The organism is Affinirhizobium lemnae (assembly GCF_022968395.1).
GTDB lineage: Bacteria > Pseudomonadota > Alphaproteobacteria > Rhizobiales > Rhizobiaceae > Neorhizobium > Neorhizobium lemnae.
Genome location: NZ_JALJQZ010000004.1, coordinates 164,082 through 179,908 on the forward strand (window position 1 = coordinate 164,082; position 15,827 = coordinate 179,908).

A 15,827-nucleotide genomic window follows, 5' to 3' on the forward strand; every position below is an offset into this window, starting at 1 on the left:
CATGAACCAGTTTGTTCCCATCCAGCCCAAACTCCTGCATAAAAGCTCGACTGACGACGTGCTGCTGGCAAATCCACGACCAGCTGTTCCCGCCTTTCTATCTGCAGGGCGTACTTCAGACGACGAAATCTCCACACTCTACGATCTGAATGCTGACGGCGATCACGTCATGACATTTCCGGATGGCGCAAATGCGGCCGGTTCCGAATTTCTGGCGCAGCTTTCAGTCTCCCCTAATGCGCGACGCCGAGGTGTTCCTTATCAGATTTTAGATGAGCACCTGTCGCATTGCTTTGCCCCCTCTGATGCTGGGCAGGCGATTGCCGGGTTTCTTGATCGCTACGAGATCCGAAGGCCCTCGACCAGCTTGCAATTCGTGAACACGGCCGACCACTATTTCTTTTATAAAAAGCCGCACGAACATGTTCCCGGCATCATGTTGCTCGAGGCAGCCCGACAGTCGATCTATTATCAGCTCTACACCTATTCGAAGCACGCTCTGGGCAACGTGACTGTCAGTCTCAGCGAGTTACAGGCGAAGTTCCATGCCTATGCGGAACTCATGTATCCCATCGAGATCGTCGTCGATGATTTGACCGAAGGTGACGATCCTGCCCCTCGCAAAGTCCATTATCTGACTTCCTTTTTCCAGCGGGGCCGGTTGATCGCGGAAATAGCATCCTGGGCACCGGTCATAGCACTCGATCGCTTCCAGCGAGCGCGCAACGTCAATCTGCTTGATCAAGATAACTTTGCCCCTCTGCCGGTGGCACCGGTCGTGACGGTTGTGACCGCAGCCGATATGTCGCAGTCCGTGGTCTCTCTTCTGGAGGTCGGGAAGGATGGCTGTAAGACGACCTGTCCTTCTGCTTTCGACGGTAGCGTCGCGAGAATAGCCATTATCTTCGACAGAACTCTGTGCTTCAGCGCAAAGGCGGTGCCTGTCGAAGGCAGTGACACGACCATGCGATGGACATTTGCCGATGTGAGCTACAACGAGCTCGAAACATTGAAGGAGATCATCAAGCGCGGCTTCGTGGCGCAGAAGATCACTTCATGCGATGGGCGAGGCGGGCTCCGGTGAATTCTTTCTCGACAAGCTTCGCATCAATGGACTTTGGACGCGGTCGGGTCGCATCCAACAGGCTGTACTTTTCCTCTGTCGGCTTTGATCTTTGCGACAGTCAGGGACAGCCACTGCCGGAATTTTTCGAGATATATGAAGCTCTCATGGATGGGGGTTGTGGCTTCGGCTTTCTTGGCAACGCTTCCGTCGATCCGGCTTCCCAGTATACCGACAAAAGTCTGATGCTGGTGTCGCCCTCGCATGCTGAACATTTGCGTCCGGTCTTCGCATCCTCGGAAACCAAAGGCTTTTTGCTTGCCGCGCAGTTGCAGCACTATGGTGTAGCGCAGAGTACAGCCATTGATCATCAAGCGCAGCAATTCGCGATAAAAGGCGATGTGACTGCCGTTTCGGAAGAGCAGATAGAGAACTACATTTGCCAGTTCGCGCAGGCGGCCGTTCTTGCACAGCGGATCGGCGCCAATGCATTGCAAGTTCATGCGGCCAACGGATATCTGCTCAGCAGCTTCCTTTCGCCCCGAACCAACCGGCGAAGAGATCGCTGGGGGGGCACGCCATTGAAGAGAGCTGAAATTCTTTTCGAATTGCTTCGCCGGCTCCGACTTCAGGTTGGGCAAGAAATCCTCATTTTCGTAAGGCTGCAGATTGATGATGGCCTCGGCGAAGAGGGTATTCAGTTCCATCAGTTAGGAGAGGTTTCGGCCGGGCTGAAGTTGGCTGGCGCGGATGCATTAACCTGTGCGACGGGTGTAGCGGAGACATTTTCAAAATTTCTCGGCAGTCCTGATCACACCCTAACAGTCACGCGCAACGCAGCACATTTCCTGAAATCGCAAAGCGGGCTGCCCGTCGGCTTTGCCGCGAACATGGACCGGCTCGAAATGGCAGACCGCATCATCGACAGCGGCGACGCAGATTTTATCGGGTTCGGCCGCGCGCTAATTGCAGATCCATATCTCGTGCTGAAGGAGCGCAACGGCATGGCGGATGCTGTCGTGCGATGTCGTTGGGACTCCTATTGTCTCCGCGACAAGAAAGAACCGTCCGCAGATCGGGTCTACTGCTGCGTCAACGAACGATTTTTACGACCTGCATTTATTCAAAAGAAATATGAGGAATTACAATGAGCGACTTTGAGGGCAAGATCATTCTCGTGGCTGGCGGGACACGCGGCATAGGCCTGACGGTGAGCAGATCGCTGATCGACAGGGGCGCCTTTTGTTATGTCACCGGTCGCAATGCTTCCGATGGCGAAGAAGCTGAACGTCAACTTGGTGCAAATTCCCGGTATGTTCAGGCCGATGTGACGGACGAGAAGGCGGTGTCGGCGCTTTTCCAACTGATCGAACAGCAGCATGGCAGGTTGGATGGAGCCGTCAACAATGCCGGCGTGACGACCAAGCGAGCGTCTGTCCGGGAATTGGATCTGGCGGAATGGAAGCGCGTTCTGGACATCAATCTTGTTGGCCCGCTTCTGTTGATGTCCAGAGAAATCCCGCTGCTATCGCGTCATGAAGGGGGATCGATTGTCAACGTTTCCTCCTGCGGGGGAATTCTGGGACAACCGCGGCAGAGCGCCTATTCGACCAGCAAGGCAGCGCTCAACATGCTCACCCAAGTAGCCGCCATAGAATGTGCAAAACCGGAAACAGGACATGTTGTCCGCATCAACGCTGTTTGTCCCGGGCCGACACTCGGTGGCATGAATACCGAAGAACGTTTGCGTGCGAACCCTGCTTCAACAGAAGAAAAAATCCAGTCTACAGCCATGAAGCGATTTGCTGCCCCCGAAGAGGTCTCCGCATCGATCCTCTGGCTTCTGAGTAATCAGTCGTCCTATGTTACGGGTAGCCTTCTCTCCGTTGATGGCGGTTTCACTGCCGGCAAATTTTAACCAAGCGGGGGGGAGACTGCCGAATGGGACGCGTCTTCATCACGGGAGTTAGTGATGGCATCGGCTTGGCGCTTGCGGCGCTATACCTGGAAAAAGGCTGGGACGTTTTCGGCACGGCGCGAAGCGTTCCCCATCGTTTGCTGGGTCATGAAAACTTCCATTTCAAATCCTGCGACTTGGGAAATCCCTTAGAGATTGCCAATCTTCTCTCGGATGAGTTCGCGGTCGTAGCCCGTGATGGCGTCAACCTTGTATACTTGAACGCCGGCATATCCGGAGGCGCTCCAAGGCATGGCATCGATGTCAAGCTTGCCGATCTAAGCCACACGCTCATGGTCAATGCTTTGGCGAACAAGCTTTTGGTGGACATGTTCTTATCGCTGCCTGTCCGCCCTGACGCGTTCATTGCGTCAGCCTCCATCGCCGGACAGCGTTTCAGGGCGGGAATGCTGCCTTATAGCATGTCAAAAGCGGCGCTGCTCGCACTGCTTGGCACCTATGCGCAAGAGTACCCGGATATCTTTTTCCTTCCTCTTGGATTATGCAATGTCGATACAAATCTCGCTCACAGTATAGTGTTTAGTGACCGCGCGGATGCATTTCCGGCGCATGTGGCGCTGCAGCAGCGCTTCTCAGTGCCGGGCTATGTCGTCAAACCAGATGATCGCGCCCGGGACATTTTCAGTGTTGTCCACTCGGATCTAAGCGCAAGGCTGACGTCGGGTGAATTCGTCGAAATCCGTCATCTTCTTGCCAGTACAGAAGCCAAAGAAGCGTAACCGATACTGATTTCCTTATTTTTTCACCAAGGAGTTTTACGAAATGAATTCGACCTTCTCCACAATGGTTATTGAAGCCATCAAGCGTCAGAATCCTTATCTGGATCAGCCAGTTGATTTCACCCTGGGCGACAGCGCGCCACTTTACACGGACGGTGGGCCTCTGGATTCTTTGAGCTTGATCACGGTGATCGCAGATGTTGAGCAGCAGATCCTGAAAAGCCTCGGGCGCAGGATCCAGATCGCGAGCGAGCGAGATCTCTCCATCACAATGTCTCCGTTCGCCACGCTCGGGAACATGGTTGCGTTCATCACGCAAAGGTACGCTTCCGCTTGCGCAGCGCAAAAAAGCGTAGCCTGAAAGAAACCCGTATTTTCGGGATTTTCAATCCTCGGAGAAAAATATGGGCAACAGAAGCCGTGCGATCACTCCTCAGAATTGCAACCGCTAATATTGATCAGATGGCAGGAGCAAATCTCTCGCTCCTGCCGTTGGAGGATTGGAACAGGTCCCGGTGTTTTTCGACAGTAGCCGATCGCCAACGATTTCTGTTGAAGAGACTGTTTACGCGAACCGTCATCGGCCACAGTTTGGGAAGCCGCTTTTATTGGGGAGAATTTCTGACTGAGCAGACCGCAGGAAAACCATACCTGCCATCTGCTCAGGAACGCTTTTCCTTCAACATCAGTCATTCAGGCTCTTTAATCGCCTGCGTGACAGCCGACACTAGTGCCATTGGGGTCGATATAGAGCGTCAGGATAGGCCGATCTTTCCCAGTTTGATCCAGTATGCCTTTTGCAAGGACGAAATTGAACTGTTTGAACAAACTGAAAATTCACAATTGGCTTTCCTGTCTGGCTGGACCCAAAAAGAGGCTGTTCTGAAATGCATCGGGTGTGGTCTTTCGCGTCATCCGAAATCCGTTCGTGCGTCGGTTTTAGCCGATCCGGGCAAGGCCCTCTATGCGGTCTCCTGCTGGAACGGCAGTCATGAGGCCTTTCGCATTATACCGATCGCTTCAGTACCGGGATTGATCGGTGCTGTTGCTTTACCTGCTGATGCTAATCCTAACGTTGTTTACGAAGACTGGAGCCTGCAGCCGTTCAATGCACCTCTGGCTCTTCCTGAATATTTTGGAGATCACCATGAATATTGGAATCATTGGCGCCGGCGCCATGGCGCAGACACTTGCCTATCACATTAACCGTGCCGGGCACGATGTCATGCTGAGCAATTCCAGAGGTCCCGAAAGTTTGGTTTCTATCGGTCAAGCTTTGAAGTGCCGAACCGGAACGGTTTTGCAAGCGGCGCAGTTCGGCGACATTGTCGCTTTGGCTATCCCGCTTTGGGCCTTCTCCGCGATAGATCCGGCTCCATTTGAGAACAAGATTGTTCTCGACCTGCTGAACTACTTTCCGCATCGTGATGGGAAGATAGAGATTTTGGATCGGGGCGAAACGACCACAAGTGAAATGGTGGCCAAACACTTCGTCGGAGCAAAGCTTATCAAAGCATTTAACGCAATCACTGTCGATGATCTCTATCGCGATCCACGTCCTCGTGGTCATCAGATACGCCGTGCTTTGCCGATCGCGGGGGACGACAAGACTGCAAAGGAGCAGGCGTCTTTATTCATCAATGATGTTGGCTTTGACGTCGTCGACGTCGGGCCGTTGGCCGATGGCTGGAAGATTGAACGCTTCCGCCCAGCCTATTGCGTTGCAATGGATAAGGAAACTCTCTTTCGGACACTGGCGGATACCAGCCGCGGCACGAGAGTGCCTGACGGCTATTGGTTGAAGCATCGACCAATTACTTTGGTATGAGAACGATCATTTCAAATCAGGTGGTTTTTTGACCCACCGCCACTGCCGTCCGGTTTAGGAAAATGGTAGCGGCAAGGCCACTTGCCTTGGGTCGCGTGCCGATAGGTCCAGGCTGTCCTCAAGTGATGGGGATCGGCCTGGCCTATCCAAGCAACCGTTGGAAGACCAGTGTAGGGCGAGCCGCTTTAGCCGCGAAGACGGACATACGGGTTACAGAAAACCGATGGATGGTGCCGGTACACTTCGCTAAGCGGATTCACCAATTAGGAGAGATTTGGCAATTCTTGCTGCTTCCTTGATGTGGGTACGACATGCCATCTCTGCGCCAGCCGCATCGTTGTTGCGTATTGCGTCAAAGATCTCATGAATCCGGGCTGGCCCCGATACTGTGCGGTTGATAGTCGAGAGCGTCATGACGCGTAAACGTGAAATTCGTCCGTTGAGGCGGTTGACGATTTCCCAGGCAATGATGTGGCCACCAGCCTCGAACATCACTTTGTAGAACTCGTATGTTGCATCGAGAATCGCTGGGGGCGAGTGGATCCTTGATGTCCGATCCAGTTCTTCGAGTGCCGAGGCAAGCTTCGTCTTAATCGTTTCATCGGCTCGCCTTGCGCAATCTGCTGCCGCCGTTGCTTCGAGTGCCAGGCGGATCTCATAGATCTGTCGGGCATCCTCCCAGCTGATCTGCGCGACCGTGGGTCCGTGCTTGGCGACGTTTTCGACCAGGCCCTCGGACTCCAGATGGCGAATAACTTCACGGATCACCGAGCGGGAGACCCCCATCTGCTCACAAAGGTTCCGCTCCACGAGACGCTGCCCTGGTTCGAAGAGGCCTGAGATGATGGCACGGCGCAGCCGATCGAGGGCTATTTCCCTCAAGGTTGCGGGTGGGGTCTCGATCCTGAGATCGGAAAAGTGTTGATCTTGTTTCAGCATGCTTTTCCTTAACGCTGAAATTTGTCAGGGGCAAGGTCTTGACACGTTGTCTTATGGTATACCAACATGTGGCATACATAATATGAGGAGACGGCTTTGGTTCCGGTCATTCGCAAAACGCTACTTCACATCGAAACCACGCTCATCGAAGGTGGCAAGGCGGCCGCGACTCCTCTGAAGCTGATAGCGGCCATCGCCGTCCTGAAAAACCCTTGGGCAGGGCATGGCTTCGTCGAAGATCTGAAGCCAGAGATCCATGCTGCAGCTCCGGTGCTGGGTGCACTCCTGACCAAAATGATCCTCGACGTGACGGGATCCGGTGAGGCTGTTGAAGCCTATGGCAAGGCCGCAGTCGTCGGTCTTGACGGCGAAGTCGAACATGCCTCGGCCCTGATCCATACCCTTCGTTTCGGTAACCACTATCGCCAGGCCGTCGGTGCTAAATCCTATCTCGCCTTCTGCAATACCCGGGGCGGTGCCAATGCGCCGATCATGATCCCGCTAATGGACAAGAACGACGAGGGCCGTCGCTCCCACTACCTGACGATCCAGTGCGCCATCCCCGACGCCCCTGCAGCGGATGAGATCGTTGTAGCTCTCGGTGCATCGATCGGCGGACGCCCGCATCATCGCATTGGCGACCGTTATCAGGACCTCAAGGAGCTGGGCAACGATGTCCATAATCCCGCAGCGGTCTGAGACCCCGTCGGGCACGGCTTATGTCGCGGTCGGACGCGGCGAGCCGCTGGTCCTGATCCATGGTGTTGGCATGAAGCTTGAAGCCTGGAGTCCGCAGATCGAGACGCTGTGCGAAAGTTTTGAAGTGATCGCTGCGGATTTGCCTGGACATGGCGACAGCACACCACTTCCGGAGATGGCAGAACTTACCGATTTCGTTCGCCGCTTTTCGATCTTCCTTGACGAGATCGATCGTGGTCCGGCCAGCGTTGTCGGCCATTCCATGGGTGCGTTGATTGCTGGGGGGCTGGCCGTGGAGGCGCCGTCGAAAGTATGCCGGGTGGCTTTGCTGAATGGTGTGCACCGTCGCGATGCTTTCGCCCGCGAAGCCGTTAGACAACGCGCCGCCGAAATCGAGACCGGTGACTTTAACCGCGAAGCGCCGCTGCGCCGGTGGTTCGGCGAGGGGCACGAGCATGAGGCAGCCTATACGCTGACCCGGCAACTTCTCGCAGCAGTGGACCAGCGTGGCTATGCGACCGCCTATCATGCCTTTGCCAATGGAGACGCTATTTATGCCGATCGCTGGCCTGAAGTCGCCTGTCCCGCTCTCTTCCTGACAGGGGAGGGAGATCCCAATTCGACGCCGGACATGGCACACGCCATGGCAGCGGCGACCCGCTTGGGTAGAGCGGTCATCGTCCCGGGGCATCGCCATATGGTCAACCTGACAGCGCCGCAGCCCGTGAATAATGCGCTTTGCGACTGGATGACCTGGACCATGGAGGAAGTCTGTCATGACGCATGATCTGCGTGCCTTGAGAAATGCCTTTGGTGCCTTCCTGACCGGCATTACCGTGGTGACCACCCGTAATGATACAGGTGACCCGATCGGCTTCACCGCCAACTCCTTCACCAGCGTCTCGCTGGCCCCGCCGCTTCTTCTTGTCTGCCTTGCCAAGACATCGCGCAATTTCGATGCCGTGACGCGCTCGACCGGGTTTGCCGTCAACATTCTCTCGGAGGCGCAGAAGGATGTTTCGAACACCTTTGCCCGACCGGTCGAGGATCGGTTCGCCGCGGTCTCTTGGCGTGATGGTCCTCATGGCTCGCCAATATTTTCCGATGTGTCCGCGTGGTTTGACTGTTCCACCCACCAGGTGATTGAGGCCGGTGACCATGTCATCCTGATCGGGCGGGTTGAGGCCTTCGAGGACACCGGCCTGGCCGGTCTCGGTTATGCACGGGGTGGCTATTTCTCGCCGGCCCTCTCGGGCAAGGCTTTGCTGGCCGGTCACGACATGCCGCAGACACTGGGCGCGGTCGCAGAACGAGACGGCGAAGTCGTGTTACAGGAATCGGCCGACGGCATGCTTCGCCTTCCGTCAATCGAGCTGGACAACGGTGGCGAAGGCGTCGACGCCCTGTTCGGCCACCTGCGTGACCTTTGCTGCCTCCCGGTCGCTCCGGGTCTGGTCTACTCCATCTATGAAGACACCCAGGCGCGTCGCCAACACGTCATCTACAGAGCCACGCTCGGCGAAGGCGAGATCGCGGGCGCAAAGCTTTACCCCGTCGATGCCTTGCCGCTCGAACGTGTCGCCGATCGGGCAACGCGGGATGTGCTGACGCGCTACGCCCAGGAATCAAGCCTCGGTAATTTCGGGATCTATGTCGGAAATCAGGAAAAGGGCCGGGTGCATGCCCAGGTGGCCAGAGGATAGACCATGAAGTTCTCGCTCTTCGTCCACATGGAACGGCTGAATGCCAGCCAGACGCACGAGCAGCTCTATGACGAGTTCATCCAGCTCTGCGAAATCGCCGATCGTGGCGGCATGCATGCGATCTGGACCGGTGAGCACCATGCTATGGACTTCACCATCGCACCCAATCCCTTCATCAACCTCGCGGACCTTGCGCGGCGGACACAGAATGTTCGCCTGGGTACCGGAACGGTAATCGCCCCCTTCTGGCATCCGATCAAACTCGCTGGTGAAGTGGCGATGACCGATATCATTTCTGGCGGGCGGCTCGATGTTGGCATCGCCCGCGGCGCCTATGGCTTTGAATACGAGCGCCTGCTACCGGGCCTTGATGCCTGGGGCGCTGGCCAGCGCATGCGCGAGCTTATTCCGGCGGTCAAGGGGATCTGGGCTGGTGATTACGCTCATCAGGGCGAGTTCTGGCAGTTTCCGTCCACGACCTCGGCACCCAAGCCGATACAGCAGCCGCATCCGCCGATTTGGGTCGCGGCGCGCGATCCCAACAGCCACGAATTCGCGGTTTCCAATGGCTGCAACGTTCAGGTGACGCCGCTGTGGAACGGTGATTTGGAAATTGAGGCGCTGATGGGCCGGTTCAACACCGCCTGCGAAAAAGCCCCCGGGCAGACGCGGCCGAAAATTATGCTATTGCTGCACACCTACGTGGCCGCCGATGCAAGCGATGTCGAAACCGCAAGCCGCGAAGTGAGCGTTTACTACAACTACTTCTCCGCCTGGTTTAAAAATGAAAAACCGATCCAGCAGGGCCTCATCGAGCGGCTTTCGGACGAGGAGATGGCCGCCAATGCTACGCTGTCGCCGGAGGTGATGCGGCGCAATCTGCCGATCGGTACGGCCGATGAAGTGGTTGTCCGGCTAAAGGCCTACGAGGCGCTAGGCTACGACGAATACTCTTTGTGGATCGATACCGGCATGTCCTTCGAGCGTAAGAAGGCCTCGCTGGAGCGGTTCATCGCCCACGTCATGCCGGCTTTCGGCTGAGGAGGGACGATGCAGCGCTTCCAGCAATTCATCAACGGATCTTTTGAGGACGGTAGCGGTCGCTTCGAAAGTCTGGATCCCGCGACAGGCAAGCCCTGGGCCGAGATGCCGGAGGCGCGCGAAGCTGATGTTGACCGTGCGGTGGACGCGGCGGAAACGGCATTGCTGGATGGACCCTGGGCCGCGATGACGGCGACCTGGCGCGGCAAGCTGCTCTACAAACTGGCCGATCTGATTGCCGCCAACGCGCAGAAGCTGGCGGAGCTCGAAACCCGCGATACCGGGAAAATCATCCGTGAGACTTCGGCGCAGATCGCCTATGTCGCTGACTATTACCGATATTATGCGGGTCTTGCGGACAAGATCGAGGGTGCCTATCTCTCGATCGACAAGCCGGACATGGATGTCTGGCTCAGGCGGGAGCCTGCTGGTGTGGTGGCCGCGATCGTGCCGTGGAACAGCCAGCTATTTCTTTCGGCAGTCAAGCTTGGTCCGGCGCTTGCAGCGGGTTGCACGCTGGTGGTCAAGGCGTCGGAAGACGGACCTGCGCCGCTTCTGGAGTTCGCCCGGCTCGTGCATCAAGCCGGCTTTCCAGCCGGGGTAGTCAATATTCTCACCGGCTTCGGTCCGTCCTGCGGCTCGGCACTCACGCGCCATGCCAAGATCGCGCACATCGCCTTCACCGGAGGGCCTGCAACGGCTTCTGCCGTTGTCCGCAATTCCGCCGAGAACCTCGCAAGCACGTCGCTCGAACTTGGCGGCAAATCACCCTTCATCGTTTTTGCCGACGCCGATCTGGAGAGTGCGGCCAATGCCCAAGTGGCGGGCATCTTTGCAGCGACCGGACAATCCTGCGTCGCCGGCTCCCGGCTGATCGTCGAGGCTTCCGTCAAGGAGCGTTTCCTATCAATCCTGAAGGCAAAGGCCGATACCATTCGCATCGGATTGCCGCTAGACATGGCTACGGAAGTTGGGCCGCTCTGTACGGAGCGACAACGCCTGCTGATAGAAGCGACAGTGCAGGCTTCTCTCGATGCCGGGGCGAAACTGGTGGCCGGGGGCAGCAGGCCCAGGGATGAAGGCTATTATTATGCCCCGACCATTCTCGATTGCGACGGTGTCATATCGCCTTCCGTCGAAACGGAACTCTTCGGACCCGTGCTATCGGTCCTCTCCTTCGAGACGGAAGACGAGGCCGTGAGGCTTGCGAATGATACGCGCTATGGTCTTGCAGCAGGCGTCTTCACGCAGAACCTGACCCGCGCGCATCGGATGATCAAGCGCATCCGCGCCGGTATCGTCTGGGTCAACACCTATCGTGCCGTTTCACCAATGGCGCCATTCGGCGGCTTCGGCCAGTCCGGGCACGGACGCGAAGGCGGTCTTCAGGCAGCACTCGATTATACTCGCACCAAGACAGTCTGGGTGCGCACAGCCGACGATCCCATACCCGATCCCTTCGTGATGCGGTGAGCCGATGTATTACGAGATCCGAACCTACCGCTTGAAGAATGGCGCCATACCCGAATACCTGAAGCTTGTCGAGGAAGAGGGGATTGCGATCCAGAGGAGCCATCTTGGTCATCTCGTCGGCTATTTCCATTCCGAGATCGGTCTGATCAATGAGATTGTTCACATTTGGGCCTTTACCAGCCTTGACGATCGACAGGCACGACGTGATGCGCTGATGGCGGACCCCGCCTGGCGCGCCTTCCTCCCCAAAATTCGCGACCTGATCGAGGTCGCAAACAACAAGATAATGAAGCCGACGGCCTTCTCGCCGCTCGGATCAAGCGTGCCTGCATGAAACAGAAAAAATGAATAATAACGGAGAACGGGAACATGAAAAAACAACTGGTAGCCACAGTCTTCACCGCTCTGGTCGGTCTCTCTGGTTCGGCCATGGCCGATGAGATGGTATTCACCAGCTGGGGTGGCACTACTCAGGACGCCCAGAAGACGCATTGGGCGGACAGCTTCACGAGCAAGACCAAAATTGCAGTCATACAGGACGGTCCGACCGACTACGGCAAGATCAAGGCCATGGTCGAAGCTGGTAGTGTCACATGGGATGTGGTCGACGTCGAGGGCGACTACGCCGTTCAAGCGGGCAAAGCGGGTTTGCTGGAGCCGCTCGACTTTTCGATCATCGACAAGTCCAGGCTCGATCCGCGCTTCGTCACGGACTATTCCGTCGGCAGCTTTTATTATTCCTTCGTCATCGGCTGCAACAAGACAGCGGCCGGAGCCTGCCCGAAGACCTGGGCCGATCTGTTCAATACGGTCAAGTTCCCCGGTAAGCGCGCCTTTTATAAGTGGTCGGCACCTGGTGTAATCGAGGCTGCACTGCTGGCCGATGGTGTTGCCGCCGACAAACTTTATCCGCTCGATCTCGATCGTGCGTTCAAGAAGCTCGACAGCATCAAGGCGGACATCGTCTGGTGGGATGGGGGTGCAGCATCGCAGCAGCTCCTTGCGTCTGGCGAAGCACCCTTCGGCTCGTTTTGGAATGGACGCCTGACGGCCCTCGCCGCGACAGGCGTGACGGTCGAAACCTCCTGGGACCAGAACATCACCGCTGCCGATTCCCTCGTCGTCCCCAAGGGTGCGAAGAACAAGAAGGCGGCCATGAAATTCATCGCTCATGCGACGGCAGATATGCAGCAGTCCCAATTTGCCATGGAAACGGGCTACGCTCCGACCAATCTCGACGCCAGCCGTCTCATGGATGAGGCTGTCCGCAGGACCCTGCCAGACATGCAGGCCAAGAGCCAGGTCAATGCCGACATGAACTACTGGGCCGTCAATCGCGACGAGATCGGCAAGCGCTGGTACAGCTGGCAGGCCAAGTAAGGGACAATGTCGGCCGATCCGATCGGCCGACCCACCACAAGTGGGGCAACAGCATGGCCATTCTCGCAACAGCTGGCAGAGACAACGGCAGGCGCCGCACATTACAGAAGCGCAAAAGCGGCTTTTCGTTCGCCGTTCCGGCGCTGCTGCTGATCATCCTGTTTTTCGTTACGCCCGTGCTCGGTCTTCTGTTGCGCAGTGTGACGGAGCCGGAACTCGGTCTGCAGAATTATGCCGAACTGATCGGCAGCGGTACCTATATGCGCATCTTCGCCAATACCTTCCTGGTGGCTGGAGTGGTAACCGCGCTGTCGGTCGTGATCGGCTATCCCGTGGCCTGGGCGCTGGTCGTCATGCCGCGTTACTGGTCGCAAGTGGTTTTCGCCATCATCATCCTGTCGATGTGGACCAACCTGCTGGCCCGTACATACGCCTGGATGGTTCTCTTGCAGCGGACGGGTGTGATTAACAAGACGCTGATGGGCCTGGGTCTGATCGACACCCCGCTGACGCTGGTCAACAACCTCGTCGGAGTTACGATTGGCATGACCTATATCATGCTGCCCTTTGTCATCTTGCCGCTTGTTGGCGTCATCCGCTCGATCGATCCTGCCATTTTGAGAGCCGGCGCCCTGTGTGGTGCCAATCGTCTGCAATGCTTCACCCATATTCTCCTTCCCCTGTCCCTACCGGGCGTCGCGGCAGGCGCCCTGATGGTCTTCGTCATGGCGCTAGGCTATTACGTCACTCCCGCGCTGCTCGGCGGAACGGCGAACATGATGCTGGCCGAGATGATCGCTCAATTTGTCCAGTCCCTGGTCAACTGGGGAATGGGTGGGGCAGCCGCCTTCGTGCTGCTCGTCGTCACCCTTCTGCTTTACGCCGTGCTGTTGCGCTTCTTCGGCGCAAGCCGAATCGGATGAGGAGAAACCGCCATGCTCCTCGATTTTGACAAGCTCGGTGCCTGGAAATGGTTGCTCGTCGGCACGACAGTGCTGGTGTGCCTGTTTCTTCTGTTGCCCATCGTGTTTATTGCTGCACTATCCTTCGGCTCGTCCCGGTGGCTGATCTTTCCGCCCCCCTCCTGGACCACCCGTTGGTATGGTGAACTGTTCTCCGATTCCCGCTGGCTGACCTCGGCGCTGACCAGCCTGCAGATCGCGTCCGTCGTCACCGTGTTGTCAGTAGTTATTGGGTTTCTCGCTGCTCTTGGTCTGAATCGGGGAAGCTTCGCCGGCAAGGAATTGCTGCGTGCGCTGTTCTTGACCCCGATGATCCTGCCAGTCGTGGTACTGGCGGTCGCTCTCTACGCCTTCTTCCTGCAGATCGGCCTTGCCGGTACGACGCCAGGCTTCATCATCGCACATCTGCTGATCGCGTTGCCCTTCTCTATCATCTCGATCGGCAGTGCGCTGGATGGTTTCGACAAGTCAATCGAGGATGCTGCCATCCTATGCGGCGCAAGCCCCTGGGAAGCAAGGCTGCGGGTGACGGTACCGGCGATCAGCCATGGTCTGTTCGGTGCCGCAGTCTTCTCCTTCCTCGCCTCGTGGGACGAGGTGGTGCTGGCAATCTTCATGGCCAGTCCGACGCTTCAGACACTGCCGGTGAAGATCTGGTCGACATTGCGTCAGGACCTGACACCCGTCATCGCCGCCGCTTCCACGCTCCTCATTCTCTTCACCATCGTTTTGATGGTCATCGCGGCCCTGGTCCGCAAGGGACGAAAATCATGACCTCATCCTTCATCCAGATCCGCGACATTCGAAAGAATTACGGTCCAATCACTGCTGTCAATGACGTGACGCTGGACATTCGCAAGGGGGAGTTCATGACCTTTCTCGGGCCTTCCGGCTCGGGCAAGTCGACGACACTCTACATGCTGGCAGGGTTTGAGAATCCAACCTCCGGCGACATCCGGGTCGACGAAAAGAGTGTGCTCGACACTCCGTCCCACAAGCGCAATATCGGCATGGTTTTTCAGCGCTACACGTTGTTCCCGCACCTGACGGTGGGAGAAAACGTCGCCTTTCCCCTGCGCATTCGCCGCCTGCCCAAGGCCGAAATCCACCTGCGGGTCAAGGATGCGCTGCGGCTTGTGAGGCTGGAGGGCTTTGAAGATCGAAAGCCGGCACTGATGTCAGGTGGCCAGCAGCAGCGTGTCGCGCTTGCTCGCGCCCTCGTCTACGAACCGCCCATCCTACTGATGGATGAGCCGCTTTCTGCGCTCGACAAGAAATTGCGAGAGGAAATCCAGTTTGAAATCCGTCGGATCCACCGCGAAACCGGCGTCACCATCCTGTATGTTACCCATGACCAGGAAGAAGCTCTGCGCCTTTCCGATCGGATTGCGGTGTTCAGCCACGGGCGCGTTGACCAGATCGGCTCGGGCAGCATGCTCTATGCCGAGCCCTCGACGCGTTTCGTGGCCGGCTTCATCGGTGACTCCAACTTCATCGACGTCGATATCTTGGAGACGCGTGGCAAGTCGGCGAAAATCGTGACCAAGGGCGGGGTCGAGGTTTCCGGAGTGCCGCTGCACGGGCAGGGTGACGGGGGCAAGGGATCACTTCTCCTGCGCCCGGAGAGACTGGAACTGCGCAAAGTCGGCAGCGATCAGGGCTTGCTGCGCGGCACCGTCCTCGACATGCATTTCCTTGGTAACAACACCGATGTCGTCGTGGATATCGGTTCGGGCGAGACGCTGTCCGTCAAGATGCCATTCGGACATCCGATGCTGGCCGAACTCGGTCCCTCGGTCATGGTCGAAGTCACATTCAATGCCGGAGCCACGCATGTGTTTCGCTCGTAGCGACATCGCCGTCATTAGCAAAACGATCGCGGGGCCTGCAGACTATGCGCTTAGTTTTTGTTACCAATGCTGAATTTGTTCCGTTGATCCGCAGACGAGCTTATGCCTTGCCCTGAGAGTCTGACTCGAAAAGCCTTCAACGATATCCATACCTTGCAAGTCGCCTTGTGATCAGGCGAATGTGGGCGATCA

At 57.1% G+C, this 15,827-nt stretch carries 18 protein-coding genes; 17 read left to right on the forward strand and 1 reads right to left on the reverse strand.

Annotated elements, in window-relative coordinates; translation table 11 throughout:
- The first annotated feature begins 1 nt into the window (after position 1).
- Genes MUU53_RS04435 through MUU53_RS04465 form a run of 7 tightly spaced genes read left to right on the forward strand, consistent with a single transcriptional unit; the run spans position 2 to position 5,588 of the window.
- Positions 2-1,084 carry an AfsA-related hotdog domain-containing protein gene (locus MUU53_RS04435; protein ID WP_247259803.1) on the forward strand — a complete coding sequence of 361 codons (1,083 nt, stop codon included), beginning with the start codon at positions 2-4 and terminating at the stop codon, positions 1,082-1,084.
- Positions 1,081-2,214, forward strand: a complete 1,134-nt coding sequence (locus tag MUU53_RS04440) for an oxidoreductase (RefSeq protein ID WP_247259804.1) — start codon at positions 1,081-1,083, stop codon at positions 2,212-2,214. The genes MUU53_RS04435 and MUU53_RS04440 overlap by 4 nt, the downstream gene beginning before the upstream one ends.
- Positions 2,211-2,981 carry an SDR family NAD(P)-dependent oxidoreductase gene (locus MUU53_RS04445; RefSeq protein ID WP_247259805.1) on the forward strand — a complete coding sequence of 257 codons (771 nt, stop codon included), beginning with the start codon at positions 2,211-2,213 and terminating at the stop codon, positions 2,979-2,981. Before MUU53_RS04440 ends, MUU53_RS04445 begins: the two co-directional genes overlap by 4 nt.
- Before the next feature lie 23 nt (positions 2,982-3,004).
- The gene (locus tag MUU53_RS04450; RefSeq protein WP_247259806.1) at positions 3,005-3,760 is read left to right on the forward strand and encodes an SDR family NAD(P)-dependent oxidoreductase; all 756 of its coding nucleotides are present in this window, start codon (positions 3,005-3,007) and stop codon (positions 3,758-3,760) included.
- Between the two features lie 43 nt (positions 3,761-3,803).
- A complete protein-coding gene (locus tag MUU53_RS04455) occupies positions 3,804-4,121 on the forward strand; it encodes a hypothetical protein (RefSeq protein WP_247259807.1) in 318 nt (105 codons plus the stop codon).
- Positions 4,094-4,966, forward strand: coding sequence for a 4'-phosphopantetheinyl transferase family protein (locus MUU53_RS04460; protein ID WP_247259808.1), 873 nt, complete (start codon positions 4,094-4,096; stop codon positions 4,964-4,966). The genes MUU53_RS04455 and MUU53_RS04460 overlap by 28 nt, the downstream gene beginning before the upstream one ends.
- Positions 4,908-5,588, forward strand: a complete 681-nt coding sequence (locus MUU53_RS04465; protein ID WP_247259809.1) for an NADPH-dependent F420 reductase — start codon at positions 4,908-4,910, stop codon at positions 5,586-5,588. Before MUU53_RS04460 ends, MUU53_RS04465 begins: the two co-directional genes overlap by 59 nt.
- A 246-nt stretch (positions 5,589-5,834) precedes the next feature.
- Here MUU53_RS04465 and MUU53_RS04470 read toward each other — a convergent pair whose 3' ends face one another.
- Positions 5,835-6,527: a GntR family transcriptional regulator gene (locus MUU53_RS04470; RefSeq protein WP_247259810.1), complete on the reverse strand. Its 693-nt coding sequence runs from the start codon at positions 6,525-6,527 to the stop codon at positions 5,835-5,837.
- Between the two features lie 96 nt (positions 6,528-6,623).
- On the opposite strand from MUU53_RS04470, the gene MUU53_RS04475 reads away from it, so the two are divergent.
- From MUU53_RS04475 to MUU53_RS04520, 10 genes are read left to right on the forward strand one after another with little or no spacing between them, the layout of a single operon-like run.
- Complete coding sequence (locus tag MUU53_RS04475) at positions 6,624-7,226, forward strand: amino acid synthesis family protein (RefSeq protein WP_247259811.1); 603 nt, start codon at positions 6,624-6,626, stop codon at positions 7,224-7,226.
- On the forward strand, positions 7,153-8,013 hold the full coding sequence (locus tag MUU53_RS04480) for an alpha/beta fold hydrolase (RefSeq protein WP_377307286.1): 861 nt from the start codon (positions 7,153-7,155) through the stop codon (positions 8,011-8,013). Before MUU53_RS04475 ends, MUU53_RS04480 begins: the two co-directional genes overlap by 74 nt.
- Entirely contained in the window at positions 8,003-8,929 is a 927-nt protein-coding gene (locus MUU53_RS04485) for a flavin reductase family protein (protein ID WP_247259813.1), read from the forward strand. The genes MUU53_RS04480 and MUU53_RS04485 overlap by 11 nt, the downstream gene beginning before the upstream one ends.
- A gap of 3 nt (positions 8,930-8,932) precedes the next feature.
- Positions 8,933-9,970, forward strand: a complete 1,038-nt coding sequence (locus tag MUU53_RS04490) for an LLM class flavin-dependent oxidoreductase (protein ID WP_247259814.1) — start codon at positions 8,933-8,935, stop codon at positions 9,968-9,970.
- A 9-nt stretch (positions 9,971-9,979) separates the two neighbouring features.
- Positions 9,980-11,443 (forward strand): aldehyde dehydrogenase, encoded by a 1,464-nt coding sequence (locus tag MUU53_RS04495; RefSeq protein ID WP_247259815.1) that lies wholly within the window; start codon positions 9,980-9,982, stop codon positions 11,441-11,443.
- Between the two features lie 4 nt (positions 11,444-11,447).
- Positions 11,448-11,777 (forward strand): NIPSNAP family protein, encoded by a 330-nt coding sequence (locus MUU53_RS04500; protein ID WP_247259816.1) that lies wholly within the window; start codon positions 11,448-11,450, stop codon positions 11,775-11,777.
- Between the two features lie 35 nt (positions 11,778-11,812).
- Complete coding sequence (locus tag MUU53_RS04505) at positions 11,813-12,823, forward strand: ABC transporter substrate-binding protein (RefSeq protein WP_247259817.1); 1,011 nt, start codon at positions 11,813-11,815, stop codon at positions 12,821-12,823.
- A gap of 53 nt (positions 12,824-12,876) precedes the next feature.
- Positions 12,877-13,746 carry an ABC transporter permease gene (locus MUU53_RS04510; RefSeq protein ID WP_247259818.1) on the forward strand — a complete coding sequence of 290 codons (870 nt, stop codon included), beginning with the start codon at positions 12,877-12,879 and terminating at the stop codon, positions 13,744-13,746.
- Between the two features lie 12 nt (positions 13,747-13,758).
- Positions 13,759-14,559 carry an ABC transporter permease gene (locus tag MUU53_RS04515; RefSeq protein ID WP_247259819.1) on the forward strand — a complete coding sequence of 267 codons (801 nt, stop codon included), beginning with the start codon at positions 13,759-13,761 and terminating at the stop codon, positions 14,557-14,559.
- Positions 14,556-15,635, forward strand: coding sequence for an ABC transporter ATP-binding protein (locus tag MUU53_RS04520; protein WP_247259820.1), 1,080 nt, complete (start codon positions 14,556-14,558; stop codon positions 15,633-15,635). The genes MUU53_RS04515 and MUU53_RS04520 overlap by 4 nt, the downstream gene beginning before the upstream one ends.
- Positions 15,636-15,827: the final 192 nt, after the last annotated feature.

Excerpts from the sequence above, each read along its gene's own strand:
- MUU53_RS04485 (WP_247259813.1), top strand. The coding sequence starts at position 8,003 with ATGACGCATGATCTGCGTGCCTTGAGAAATGCCTTTGGTGCCTTCCTG.
- MUU53_RS04495 (WP_247259815.1), top strand. The coding sequence starts at position 9,980 with ATGCAGCGCTTCCAGCAATTCATCAACGGATCTTTTGAGGACGGTAGC.
- MUU53_RS04505 (WP_247259817.1), top strand. The coding sequence starts at position 11,813 with ATGAAAAAACAACTGGTAGCCACAGTCTTCACCGCTCTGGTCGGTCTC.
- MUU53_RS04465 (WP_247259809.1), top strand. The coding sequence starts at position 4,908 with ATGAATATTGGAATCATTGGCGCCGGCGCCATGGCGCAGACACTTGCC.
- MUU53_RS04435 (WP_247259803.1), top strand. The coding sequence starts at position 2 with ATGAACCAGTTTGTTCCCATCCAGCCCAAACTCCTGCATAAAAGCTCG.
- MUU53_RS04510 (WP_247259818.1), top strand. The coding sequence starts at position 12,877 with ATGGCCATTCTCGCAACAGCTGGCAGAGACAACGGCAGGCGCCGCACA.
- MUU53_RS04445 (WP_247259805.1), top strand. The coding sequence starts at position 2,211 with ATGAGCGACTTTGAGGGCAAGATCATTCTCGTGGCTGGCGGGACACGC.
- MUU53_RS04515 (WP_247259819.1), top strand. The coding sequence starts at position 13,759 with ATGCTCCTCGATTTTGACAAGCTCGGTGCCTGGAAATGGTTGCTCGTC.
- MUU53_RS04450 (WP_247259806.1), top strand. The coding sequence starts at position 3,005 with ATGGGACGCGTCTTCATCACGGGAGTTAGTGATGGCATCGGCTTGGCG.
- MUU53_RS04470 (WP_247259810.1), bottom strand. The coding sequence starts at position 6,527 with ATGCTGAAACAAGATCAACACTTTTCCGATCTCAGGATCGAGACCCCA.
- MUU53_RS04520 (WP_247259820.1), top strand. The coding sequence starts at position 14,556 with ATGACCTCATCCTTCATCCAGATCCGCGACATTCGAAAGAATTACGGT.
- MUU53_RS04500 (WP_247259816.1), top strand. The coding sequence starts at position 11,448 with ATGTATTACGAGATCCGAACCTACCGCTTGAAGAATGGCGCCATACCC.
- MUU53_RS04490 (WP_247259814.1), top strand. The coding sequence starts at position 8,933 with ATGAAGTTCTCGCTCTTCGTCCACATGGAACGGCTGAATGCCAGCCAG.
- MUU53_RS04455 (WP_247259807.1), top strand. The coding sequence starts at position 3,804 with ATGAATTCGACCTTCTCCACAATGGTTATTGAAGCCATCAAGCGTCAG.